Annotated in this window: 12 protein-coding genes and 1 pseudogene; 3 read left to right on the top strand and 10 right to left on the bottom strand. The window is 65.2% G+C overall.

Translation table 11 applies throughout. The features are described 5' to 3' along the window. Nucleotides 1–200: 200 nt before the first annotated feature. The 5 genes from ACTMTF_RS44620 to ACTMTF_RS44600 form a co-directional block, all read right to left on the bottom strand. Complete coding sequence (locus ACTMTF_RS44620; protein WP_441116151.1) at nt 201–731, bottom strand: transposase; 531 nt, start codon at nt 729–731, stop codon at nt 201–203. Nucleotides 732–1,235: 504 nt separating this feature from the next. Then, nucleotides 1,236–1,655, bottom strand: coding sequence for a hypothetical protein (locus ACTMTF_RS44615; RefSeq protein ID WP_441116150.1), 420 nt, complete (start codon nt 1,653–1,655; stop codon nt 1,236–1,238). A gap of 46 nt (nt 1,656–1,701) precedes the next feature. Beyond that, nucleotides 1,702–2,841: an amidase domain-containing protein gene (locus ACTMTF_RS44610; protein ID WP_441116149.1), complete on the bottom strand. Its 1,140-nt coding sequence runs from the start codon at nt 2,839–2,841 to the stop codon at nt 1,702–1,704. Between the two features lie 567 nt (nt 2,842–3,408). Next, on the bottom strand, nt 3,409–4,179 hold the full coding sequence (locus tag ACTMTF_RS44605) for an ISAs1 family transposase (protein ID WP_441116148.1): 771 nt from the start codon (nt 4,177–4,179) through the stop codon (nt 3,409–3,411). Between the two features lie 48 nt (nt 4,180–4,227). Further along, entirely contained in the window at nt 4,228–5,124 is an 897-nt protein-coding gene (locus ACTMTF_RS44600; RefSeq protein ID WP_441116147.1) for an integrase core domain-containing protein, read from the bottom strand. A gap of 144 nt (nt 5,125–5,268) precedes the next feature. Here ACTMTF_RS44600 and ACTMTF_RS44595 point away from each other — a divergent pair. Continuing rightward, nucleotides 5,269–5,466: pseudogene (locus ACTMTF_RS44595) on the top strand (IS630 family transposase); the annotation flags it as partial. 36 nt (nt 5,467–5,502) lie between these two features. Here the strand turns inward: ACTMTF_RS44595 and ACTMTF_RS44590 are convergent. Further along, nucleotides 5,503–5,922: a RidA family protein gene (locus ACTMTF_RS44590; RefSeq protein WP_441116146.1), complete on the bottom strand. Its 420-nt coding sequence runs from the start codon at nt 5,920–5,922 to the stop codon at nt 5,503–5,505. A 938-nt stretch (nt 5,923–6,860) separates the two neighbouring features. On the opposite strand from ACTMTF_RS44590, the gene ACTMTF_RS44585 reads away from it, so the two are divergent. Next, a complete protein-coding gene (locus tag ACTMTF_RS44585; protein WP_441116145.1) occupies nt 6,861–8,312 on the top strand; it encodes an alkaline phosphatase PhoX in 1,452 nt (483 codons plus the stop codon). A 241-nt stretch (nt 8,313–8,553) separates the two neighbouring features. Here the strand turns inward: ACTMTF_RS44585 and ACTMTF_RS44580 are convergent, their stop codons facing one another. Genes ACTMTF_RS44580 through ACTMTF_RS44570 form a run of 3 tightly spaced genes read right to left on the bottom strand, consistent with a single transcriptional unit; the run spans nt 8,554 to nt 9,499 of the window. Continuing rightward, the gene (locus ACTMTF_RS44580) at nt 8,554–8,766 is read right to left on the bottom strand and encodes a hypothetical protein (protein ID WP_441116144.1); all 213 of its coding nucleotides are present in this window, start codon (nt 8,764–8,766) and stop codon (nt 8,554–8,556) included. Nucleotides 8,767–8,792: 26 nt separating this feature from the next. Continuing rightward, nucleotides 8,793–9,014 (bottom strand): putative dsRNA-binding protein, encoded by a 222-nt coding sequence (locus ACTMTF_RS44575; RefSeq protein WP_441116143.1) that lies wholly within the window; start codon nt 9,012–9,014, stop codon nt 8,793–8,795. Continuing rightward, nucleotides 9,011–9,499, bottom strand: a complete 489-nt coding sequence (locus tag ACTMTF_RS44570; RefSeq protein ID WP_441116142.1) for a hypothetical protein — start codon at nt 9,497–9,499, stop codon at nt 9,011–9,013. The genes ACTMTF_RS44575 and ACTMTF_RS44570 overlap by 4 nt, the downstream gene beginning before the upstream one ends. Before the next feature lie 136 nt (nt 9,500–9,635). Between ACTMTF_RS44570 and ACTMTF_RS44565 the strand changes: the two genes are divergently transcribed. Then, nucleotides 9,636–10,280, top strand: coding sequence for a DUF4158 domain-containing protein (locus ACTMTF_RS44565; protein WP_441116141.1), 645 nt, complete (start codon nt 9,636–9,638; stop codon nt 10,278–10,280). Here the strand turns inward: ACTMTF_RS44565 and ACTMTF_RS44560 are convergent. Further along, complete coding sequence (locus ACTMTF_RS44560) at nt 10,253–10,744, bottom strand: RICIN domain-containing protein (protein WP_441116153.1); 492 nt, start codon at nt 10,742–10,744, stop codon at nt 10,253–10,255. The genes ACTMTF_RS44565 and ACTMTF_RS44560 overlap by 28 nt on opposite strands. Between the last annotated feature and the right edge of the window lie 269 nt (nt 10,745–11,013).

The raw sequence follows: 11,013 nt of genomic DNA, 5'->3' as shown, positions 1-11,013 counted from the left end.
TCCTGACGGAGCACCAGCAGCTCAACATCCTTGGACAGATCAGAGCGGATCAGCACGGCCAACAGGCCGAACAAGCCACTCACCAACCGGTAAGCCAGCGGCAACACCTCGAGATGGTCGCAGCCACCGTCCTGATCATGCAGCAAAACACCAGCTCACAGCACGAAACCGCATTTCCGTGCGGGACACGGTGCAGAACCTCACGCGGCAGTGAGGTCAGGAGCGCGGCGAGAAGGGCTCGGTCCTCGGGCGCGAATCTCACTCTGGTGTCGGCGCCGAGTTGGCGTTCGAGGACTGCGATCTGGTGACGCAGGGCGAGGATCTCCACGTCCTTGTCCCGATCGCTCATGGGCAGCAACCGCAGCGCGGCGAAGGTATTCGTGACAGTCAGATAGGCCAAGCGAAGGAACACAGCGGATCATCCTGCCGTACGCGCTTCCGTCTCCCGGGTGACCAGAGCTCGCATACGCCACGCGAAGCCCTCGCAGAGTCATGACCTGGGCGGATGTAATTATCGGCAGGCGCAAAGTGGATGGGTGGATCGTGGCTCGGATGGGTCGGCCGGGAATGTCGGACGCGATGAAAGAAGATTTGTGGCGGCGGTGGCGCGCCGGTGACTCCATCAGCGTGATCTCCCGGGCCACCGACGCGACCGTCCGTTCGCCCTGCAGCACCATGCGGACGGCTTCTTCTTTGAACTCGGGTGAGAACTGCCTGCGACGCCTCGTCACGTACCTACCTCTTCCAGACTTCTGTCAGCTTATGAAGCCGACTGTCCGGAATTTGCGGGGCGCCTCAGCCACCCGAGAACCGGCAGATCAGACACCGCACCCTATTTATGAGCCCCACAGGATGCCTCGCTCCGTAACAGCAGGGCGGGCAACGGCGTACACCGTGGACAAGATCACAAAGAATGATCCCAGACGACCCGAACCAGCCGCTCGGCAACTCTCAACCCGTCCGCCCCACCGGACAATGGGCTCTGCGCTGGAAGTGAGTCGAGTTCTTGAGCCCTACAGGGTCATCCCCAGGTCCCGGGCCAATTCGGTCACCGGCCGCTCGCCCGCCCGCAGCAGGACCAGGATCTCCCGCGCTGCGGCTCGGCGATCGCGTTGAAGACGTCCTAGGTCGTCGCTGCTCGTGCCACGGAAGCAATCCTATGCCTATATAGGCATGCGTCGATGACAACCCCCGCGGACCGGCTCCTGGCTGCCCGCCGGTTACGAGCAGAACCTCTAGCTCGCAGGGCGAGCCGTCGAGGCCGGGGTCTTCGCCGGATGGGGATGCTCCCCCAGGGCTACATACCAGCGCCGCTCCTGGCGAGTGAGCACCAGGGTCTCGCGATAGCGGCCGGAGGTGCCGCGCCCCACGAGCCGGGCGGTCGCCACCTCCGGCGAGATCTCGCGGCTGATGTCGACATTCTCCAGCCGGATCCGCCGGCCGCCGTACGCCTCCAGCCGCCGCCGGATGTCGGCTGCCGGGTCGTTCCCGATCGGAGCCAGCAGAGCGAGCCCATCCGCGTCGTTCTGGTTCAGCCCGAGCACGTAGGCGTCCACCGCGGCCCGGGGACTGGCGGCGCCTCCGGGTGCCTCCGCGATGCCGCATCCGAGCAGCTGCGCGCATCCGGCGAAGGCCAGAACCCAGGCCAAAGCCAAGGCCGGCCTCCACCGGATGTTCGAGATGATGCTCATGTCTGCCGTGTCACGTCCGATGTGCGTAGAACCATGCATCGGGGGTCGCCGCGATGATGCTGCTCAGCCTCTTATTGCGAGTATTGGTGCTGTGGTAGGTCATGTACAGCTCGTCGGCTATCTGTCCTCCACCGTCGCGGCCGGTGACGAACATGGAGTGGCTGATGTTGTCGTTCCGGTCGAAGTCGATTTGCAGGACGTCGCTGACGCCCATTTCCCAGATGTTATCGAGGGCTTCTGTCCTGCCGGAGTTGAAGGGGGAGGCGAACCAGTACCAGTTTTCGGCCGCCGCCCAGGTGTAGGTGGTGGTCCAGGTCCCTTCGTGCCCGTAGTACCACTGGTCGGGGAGGGTCCGGTTCTCACCCGGCCAGGACCCGGTCTCCGCCCAGCCTCCGGCCTTGACTATCTGCGATATGAAGTTGGTGCAGTCGCCGCCTTCACCGCCGTAGGTTCGGTAATTCGGGTTGTAATTGTCCCAGTACTGCAGGGCGTATCTCGTCATTGCGCCGTAGTCGTAGGCGAGCGTGGAGTTACCGGGAGCACGATAGGTGGGCGACGATTTGTCGGGCACCGCACCCTGGGAGGTCGTCCGCGGCCGGGATGTGCCGCTGATCTTCTTACTGGATCGAGCGGCTTCCGATACGGCTTCCGGCTTGCTCGGGTAGGTGTCGGGAGCGAGGTCTCCCACGTGAATGTCCGGCGTGTCATGGCTGAGCACCCACTGGCTTCCGACCAGGTTGTACGTCAACGTGTGACGCAGCTGGTATTCCTCGGCGTCCGGACTGCCCGTCGTCGTGCGGGCGTAGAACAACGTGGTGTGCTCGGTCAGCTGGACCGTCGCGGTCTTCCCGCTGGTCGATATCTTCGTGTCGGAGACGGTGACCTGGCCCCGGCTGTGTCCGCCGTTGGCCGATCTCAGCTTCTCGCGGCGCACGTCGATCGCCGCGGAGTCGGCTCGGAGCGCGTCCTGGAACTGCGCGGTCGCCGGCACCGCATCGAGTGCGACGCCCCGCGAGACGCCGGCCAGCCGGTCGACTCGAGATTGAAGGTAAATCCGTGCAGTGGTTTCGAGGTCCGCGGTCGAACCGTGTACCGCGGCCGAATATGCCGGCGTGCTGATTGCCATCAAACAGGCGGTGATCCCCGCCACCCATAAGTGCCTTTTCCCTGATCGCAAAGCGTCTCCCGTCAGGCGTGACGACTGTTACCATAACACTTCCTTGATCGCCTCGTCAGAGTCCCTTGCGACGGGAGATCCGTCAAGGCCGATTCTGAGAAAAACTGCAATCATGCATGTCAAGCTCCTGCATTAGCCCCATATCTACTGCAGGCCGTGCTACAGGGGCGTAAATGACACATCATGTCAATGGTCAAGAAACCGATGGTTGCTCACGTTGCGCAAACAGCACTCGATCACGAATCGTTACTGAACGCTCACCTGGCGCCAAACAATGCAGGGCAATACGCCGGTCAGATACCTGGGCCTAATATGGCAGTCACCATTCGCTGTGTGACCAGTGCGGATGCGGGATAGGCAAGATGCGATCTTGTGATCGGAAGCGGGCACAACAAGAGAAGCCGCCCGTGATCATGACTGTGTGACGAGTACAAGATCGAGAGCGGCTGCTCCGCTCATCCTGGAGGCCCGCCGCGTGCAACGGAACATCGACGAACTGCTCGCCGCGCCAGGGCTCCGGCAAAGTCGGTGAGCTGTTGATCATGTGAGGCCGAGGAGGGCCAGGGGGCGGGTGGCATCTCGGGAGAGGTGTCGGATGGCTTGGGCGAGGTTGGTCGCTCCGGTCGGGCGTAGTGCGCCGATGGCGAGGTTGCGCAGGGCGGCCATGTTGCGGGGTGCGTTACCGGTGCGGGCTTGGGAGTGGTCTTCGCCGTAGGTGACGTCGCGGACGTAGTGGAGCCGGTTTTCGATGCTCCAGTGGCCGCGGATCCAGGTGGCGAGGTCGGCGGGGCCGGCCTGCCAGGTGGACAGGCTGGTGATGGCGTAAACGGTAACGGTCCGCCACTTGCCCTTGTTCAGGTCTTTGACCTGGCGTTTGATCTGTATGGCCTGGAGTGCGTGCGGGAAGAGCAGGCCCGCCTTGACGGTGAGCACCTTCAGCGTGCGGCGCTCTTCGCGGCCGTGTCCGCGATCGCACCGGCGGTCGGCGATGGGGACCTGCTTCCATAAGAGCCGCTTGAGCTGGGCATGCAGAGTGGGCTGGTTCTTCTTCACGATCAGCACATAGTGCGCGTTTTTCTCGCTCACCAGGAAAGTGGCGTGCTCGCGCTGGGTATGCAGCGCGTCGGCGGTGAGGACGCATCCGTCCAGGTCAAGGCCTTCCAGAAGCGGTCGGAAGCGGGTGATCTCGTTCGTTTTGCCGTCTACGTCGGTCTGGGCCAGCACCAGCCCGGAGCGGTGATCGAAGGCCGCCAGGAGATGCACGGTGCCGTGTTCGCCCTGGCGAGAACCGCGTAGCCTGAAGGGTGTCAAAACTAAGCCAAGGCCGTGACCTGCCTCTTTATGACTGCACCTCGTTGGTCAGCTGGCTCGCTGGTACTCGTTGATCAGCCCGTCGAGAACTTCGCGACGCTCGATCCGGCCCGTCGGCAGCGTGATCACGTCGGAGTCGTCCGTGGGAGCTCGAAGGCCGAGGGAGCGGTGCGGCCTGTGCCGATTGTAATGATCGGCATATTCGTCCAGCACGGTGCGAAGGTGCCGCTCGCCAAAGATCAGCAGCCTGTCGGTGCACTCCGTGCGTGCGGTCCTGACCCACCGCTCGGCGAACGCGTTCGCGCGAGGCGCCCGCGGCGGGAACTTCAGCACTTGGGTGCCGTCGCCTGTGAACACCTCATCGAGGCTGCTGGTGAACTTTGCGTCCCGATCCCGTATCAGGAACCGGAACACGACGGCCCGGCCCTTTAGGTCGGAGAGGAGGTTCCGGGCTTGCTGGGCGACCCATGCGCCGTCAGGGTGGGTGGTCACGCCGAGCACGTGCACGAACCGGGTGCCGACCTCCACCAAGAAGAAGACGTACAACCGGCGCAGCGTGACGGTGTCCACCGTGAAGAAATCCCACGCCAGTGGGCCCCCGGCATGGACACGGAGAAAATCGCGCCAGCGGTCGTCGGCACGTCGGGGCGCCGGACCCAAGCGTGCACGTTTCAGGACTCGGCGGATCGTCGCACCGCTGACTTGGTGGCCCAGATGCCGTAGTTCGCCACGGATGCGCTCGTAACCCCAGCGCGGATTCTCCCGTGCCAGCTTCTGGATCAACGCCACGACCGCCGGATCGGTCGCAGGTCGTCCCATCCTCCGGTGCGGGTAGGTCCAGTGGCGTGCGATCAGGCGCCGGTGCCAGCGCAGCAGCGTCCCTGGCGTTACCAGTCGGTGGGCGCGTAGCACCGCCGGCAGTCCTCGGGCCAGCGCGGACAGCACCGCTCGATCCGCCCACGACAGCCTCGGACGGCCAACCTGACGGCGGAGCACCGCGACCTCGTGTCACAGTACGAGGATCTCCATATTCTTGGTCGCGTCGCTACGAGCCAGCAGGGTCAGCCAGCCCAGAATGCGGCAGAAAATCTGCGCCAGTTCACCCTGGCCAACTCCGACCACCCCAACCACACCGTCCAGACCCGGGCTCTGCACGCCTACCTACGCTGGCGCAACGCCCACGCCCGCCACCCTGACGTGCTGGCCGCCCAACGCCGCGAACGCGCCCGCATCCGCAGCGAGAAAGGCATCCGCTGGGGCAGCCGACCCCTCACATCCGCAGCTTGACACCACCAGCCCAGGGGATCTGTTGCGGTCACAACCTCAGATGGGGCGGACGAACCGCTCCAGAGGTATCACGGCGATCGGTACGAGCTCCACCAAGAACTCCGGCAGAACCAGGCCGGGCACCTGGATCAACACACTGGCCGGGGCGGAGCCAGGTGAGAAGTGCCGGGACCGTACCCGCTGGATCAAAGGCAGATCCTCGCGGCGCAAGAAGTAGATCGTCATCGAGACGATGTCGTCCAGTCGGCCGCCAACGGCAGCGAGGATCAGGCGGACGTTGTCGATGCTCTTTTCCATCTGCTCCTCGATGTCACCCGCGCCGACCACCTCGCCGTGCTCGTCCCAGGCGACCTGTCCGGTGATGTGGACAACCTCTCCCGTGCCCTGGATGACGCCCTGCGAGAACGCTCGCCCATTCGGCGCCCAAACTCCCGCAGGATTGAAGCCGTCTGCCATGTGACTCCTCATGCTGATGCGACATATGCCGACCGCCCCGCCTCAATCATGGTGTATCGGGGGCAAGCGGCGATCGCCGCGCTTGCAGCTTGATTCCCGCCCAACCCGGTGATCGTTTTCGGTCACAGCACTAGGGTGCCGGATGGCCATCTTTCATGTGCGCCACGTAGGGATTGAGCGACGTCGCGGACAGATATAGATATCCAGGGGTTCTTCCGTCATGTAGTCCACGTACGCCACGTACGCCCCTGTTCAAAGGCCGGTCGCGGTCGGCCCCCTGAACAAACCATGGAGGCGTCGCCGCGCCGGCGGCGGGTGGCAGAGGGTGGGGTCCCGGTAGTAATCGCGGAAAATCCAACGAACCTACCTCTGACCTGCTCTGATGTGAAGGCGCCGCAGGACTGGTGTGCCGGTTGGTAGATGCGGCGGGCCGGGCCGAGGATGCCACTGACCTTGGCCGGGTGCCCCACGTCGACGCTGGTCAGCGATATCCGTTGGATTTTCCGCGATTACTACCGGAACCCCTCGTCCGGCGGCCGCCGCTTAGCCATGGCCGACCGCGCCGACCGCGCACCTCAACGGCCGGATGGCCGCGCGCGAGCGCTCACCCCGCCCGCGGACGACGGGTGTACGCGGCATCGGCCGTGTCCGCTTCACCACCGGTGTCATCAGGCCGCTTCGTCGTGAACCGACTCCTGGGGCCGGGGCACGGCGTCACCCGCTCCCGCCTGGCGGCCTCTGGCCGAAACCGCCGGGGAAGCCCTCGGCCGCGCGTGCGGTATCCACCTAAACGCCCCGAACACCTGGACAGCGGCATGATCAGCCCTAATTCTTTGCCTCGATGTCGCCGTTCCATCACATGGATGAAGTGTTCACGTCGGTCCGCAGGAGTTGGTTGACCAAGTCGTCATGGTCGTTTTGAACAGGAGTTAGCCCAGGTGTCTCATTCTCGTCGTACCCTCCTCACCGGCGGTGCCGTCGGCGTAGGTCTTGCCGTCGCCGGTAGCCTCCCGTCCCTGGCCCAGTCCCACCCGGACCGGCCCCGCCCGTCGGCCGGGAGCGGCCACCTGCCCTTCCCGCCGCTCGTGGACGACCCCGACGGCATCCTGGCCCTGCCCAAAGGCTTCAAATACTCCGTGGTCACCAAGACCGGCGTCACTCGGCTCGACGGCGGACAGGGAACGACCCCGTCCGACCACGACGGCATGGCCGTCTACGACACCGGCCGCGACCGTTACACCCTGATCCAGAACCACGAGATCGACCCAGGTGCCGAGTTCGGCGTACCGCACGTCAAGGGCACTGTCTACGACCCCGGCGCCGTCGACGCCGGTGGCTGCACCGTAATCAGGACTGACCGCGCGGGCCGCAACCACGGCGAGTTCGTCGCCCTCTCCGGCACCATCGCCAACTGCGCGGGCGGGCCCACCCCGTGGGGGACGTGGCTGACCTGCGAGGAGGCCGAGGAGCGGGCCGGGGATTCCTGGAAGGAGAACGGCAAGTCCGGCGTCTTCCAGAAGGACCACGGTTACGTCTTCGAGGTCTCGGCCGACGGCAAGGCGGACCCGAGGCCGATCAAGTGCCTGGGCCGCTACGCCCACGAGGCCCTGGCGATCGACAAGGACCGCACCAAGATCTACCTCTCCGAGGACGCCGACGGGCCCAACGGCCTCTTCTACCGCTGGACCGCGCCCCGCGGCGTCAAGCTCGGCCCCGGGGTGCTCACCCGCCTCGCTCCGGACGCCGGCGTCCTCGCCGCGATGCAGATCATCATGGATGACGGCTCGGTGCTGCCGGACGTCGCCTACCTGACCTCCGCCCAGCTGGGCCGCCCCTTCCCTGTACGGTGGATCGAGGTGCCCGAGCGCGACGCGCGGACCAAGACCGTGCGCGAGCAGTTCGCCGACGGCCAGGTCACCCGCGGACGCAAGTTCGAGGGCGTGTGGGGCACCGACGAGGGCGTGTACGTGGTCAACTCCTACGCGTGGGACGAGGGTGACCTCCCGGCGGACGCGGCCCCGCACGATGGCATGGTCTGGTTCTACAACTACCGGGCCCAGACCATCCAGCTGGTGACGTACTTCCCGCACCAGACCGCGTCGGAGGAAGGCACGCCGACCAAGTACAGCGACCTCACCTTCGACGGCCCGGACAACGTCACCGTCACCCCGTGGGGAAGCCTCGTGCTCGCTGAGGACGGCTCGGGCGCCTCCCACGTGCTCAGCTCGATCCCGGGCGGCCCGACGTACGCGATCGCTCGCAACCAGCTCAACGACTCGGAGTTCTGCGGCCCGACCTTCACCGCCGACGGCAAGGTGCTCTTCGTCAACATGCAGGACCCCGGCCTCACCCTGGCCATCACGGGCCCCTGGGAGAAGTATTTGGGCTGACGAGCCCGATCGACCGGCAGGGGGTGCGGAGCAGCTCGGTTCTGGCACGTTCGGTCCCGCCAGAACAGGGTCCTGACCTGCCAGGACGGCTTCGCGCTGGTTGACCGCCTCGAGTCCTGGATCGAGCTCGACCTCGAGGGTGCTGTTGAACGCCTCGGCCGCCGCGTTGCCGGGCGCGCGGCCCGCCCGGCCCGTCGACCGGACCGCGCGCAGACGGTTCGCCGGCCTCTCACCGGGCACCTCATGAACGGCGGACCAGTGCGCGAACGCTGACCGCAAGCCCGACCAGGCACCAGGCCAGCAGCACCACCAGGTCGGGCCAGTTCACCCCCTGGCCGCCCGACACCAGCCCGGCACGCAGCAGGTCGCGCGCGGGCCGGAACGGGAGCACGTCGTGCACCGCCCTGAACCAGTCAGGCAGCTGACTGGCCGGGAAGGTGATCGGCGAGAACACTGGAGCCCCGCCCGCAGCCGACACCGTCACGCCGTGTCGAAGCCGGTCAGCAGCGCGGCTGCGGCCGCCGCCCGCGCGGCCGCCTTGCTGGCCCCGCTCCCCTGGCCGCGCACGGGCGTGTCCGTGGCGAGCAGGCGGCTGGCGGCGGCCGCGGTGAAGGCCGGGGCGTGCGAGGGGCCGGTCGATTCCACCGTCCAGGCGACCATCTCGATGCGGCCCTGCTGGGTCAGCTCGTTCAGCACGCTCACCGGATGACGCTCCCCCGAACCCACCCCGCCTGACGACCCCGACGAGCTCGCCACCAGCGCGGCCGGGCTGATCTGGATGCCCGCTTCCTTCGCCACGTCTTCAGCGTGAAGGTCTCCACATTCAAGCTCTCGGCGGCCTGGCGGATCGTCAGCCCGCCCGAGAGCAACGTCTGGGCGATGTCGGTGACCCGGGCGCGTTCACGGCGCCGGTCTTCCTCGGTGGGCAGGTCCATCCGGGCCGCGTGCTCGGCCGCCCCGGCCTCCAGCATCTCCCCCGCGCGCACCAGGCAGGCGACGCTGCAATACAAACCGAGGCGGATGTGGCGGCCCTTGCCGCCCGGCGCACGCTCCAGCAGATACCAGCCCGCCGGCACCCACACCCCACGCTCGGCGCGCTGGCAGATCCGGCAGAAGAACGACCGCTCGCTTTCTTGGTGGCCACCGCGGGTGGCGGCCAGTCCGCCGCTCGACATGACAAGAGCCATGACAACAACCAACGATCAAGATCACAGTAACAACATCAAACGATCAGTAAGACACCATTAGGGTGTCAGCCCACATAAGCCCAAAACCCACATTGAGTGGATCATGAAGGGGTGAGCGGGCGGGTTTGATGAAGCTGTGATCTTCTTCGCCTGTTGTGTCTCGTGTTCGTCTCGCTACGGTGTGCCTCGTCTGTTGAGCGGTGCCGGCCGGGAGGCGTGTGCGGTGACGTCGGTGGAGCGGACCGCCTATCGGGTGTTCCCGCGGTTGATGATGACGCGCGAGCTGTACCTCTTCTGCTCCCCCCAGGAGGAGATGGCGTGGGTGCGGGAGAAGACCGACACTGATGAGCACCTGCTGGCGTTGACACTCGCGCTGAAGTGCTTTCAGCGGCTGGGCCGCTTCGCCAAGGCACGTGAGGTGCCGGTCGTGGTGGTGGAGCACGTACGGCGGTGCCTTGAGCTGAAGGACGACATCGCGCCGGTGTATGCCTCGCCGCGTACGGCTTCGACGCGAGCGTCTACCTGGTGTACGGGCTGCTGCCGGACGCGGCGGGCGGCGCCGTGGTGCACGCCCCGACTCCGACCCGGCCGCTGCCGGCTCCGAACGGGCCGGCGTCGTTGTACAACCGCAGGCTCGGTGACGGCAGTTCATCAAGGCAGTGAAGGAGACCGGCCTGTGATTGACCTTGCCTACTGCTGCTCGCGATGGCTTGTGATCACCCGCATCGGTAGCGGCGGAATCCACTCACAGCCTTACCCAGACTCGAAGGCCCAGTCCTGATTCAGACGGTTAGCGGCACCGGTATTTTCGATGCAGTCCCAAATCTGCAGGGCGGCGCCGGGCTTAGGTGTATCACTAAGGAAGGATGGGTTATCAGCATCGAGGCACTTGCCGCTGTGAAAATTCACCAGGATTTTGGCATCGGCGTCTCCCTCCTCGAATATCTGCGGGTACCAGAGCTGATTTGGGTGTCCAGTGCACTGCCAAAGAACCACCTTAGCTCCGTTGTGTGTGCCGTAACCGTAAACATCCAAGCAGTAATTTCCGAACCACCTGATATCCCACCCTGCCCTGCCCACAGGGTTGAAGTAGAAGCTGGTGCCTTGACCGGGCTTCCCCAGCACGACAGCTGTGCCATTGGGGCAGCTTTTATCGTCTGGGATGTAGCAGCTTGCACGTATTGAGAAGTACGCAGCCAGGCCGGTCCACCTGTTGGTGATGTACGTTGAAGGGCCATTGTGCATGTTCGCGAAAGCTGGAGACACGTCAGCGAAAACCAGTAGCGATGCGCTTAGTGCTTTAAGGAAGAGTGTGAATTTTCTTCTCAACACCGGTCCCCAGTCCCCCTTACAGGGTTCTCAGAGCAGAGGAGAACATAAGCACGCGCCGGAGATGAATACCCGTGGTGAGAGACTATCGACAACTCTCCTGGCGCAGGTCAATGGCAGGGCCCGAACTCCGCCAAGTAAACGCCGATACGGTGACCGCCGTGGGCACCATTCATCAGATCAAG

It is taken from the genome of Nonomuraea sp. ZG12, assembly GCF_052068115.1.
Taxonomy (GTDB): Bacteria; Actinomycetota; Actinomycetes; order Streptosporangiales; family Streptosporangiaceae; genus Nonomuraea.
Note: the sequence above shows the minus strand (reverse complement) of the source record. Positions and strands in the feature narration are given on the sequence as shown.

Coding starts and splice junctions, on each gene's coding strand:
- ACTMTF_RS44590 (WP_441116146.1), bottom strand. CDS start 5,922: ATGGCAGACGGCTTCAATCCTGCGGGAGTTTGGGCGCCGAATGGGCGA.
- ACTMTF_RS44570 (WP_441116142.1), bottom strand. CDS start 9,499: ATGGCTCTTGTCATGTCGAGCGGCGGACTGGCCGCCACCCGCGGTGGC.
- ACTMTF_RS44560 (WP_441116153.1), bottom strand. CDS start 10,744: ATGCACAATGGCCCTTCAACGTACATCACCAACAGGTGGACCGGCCTG.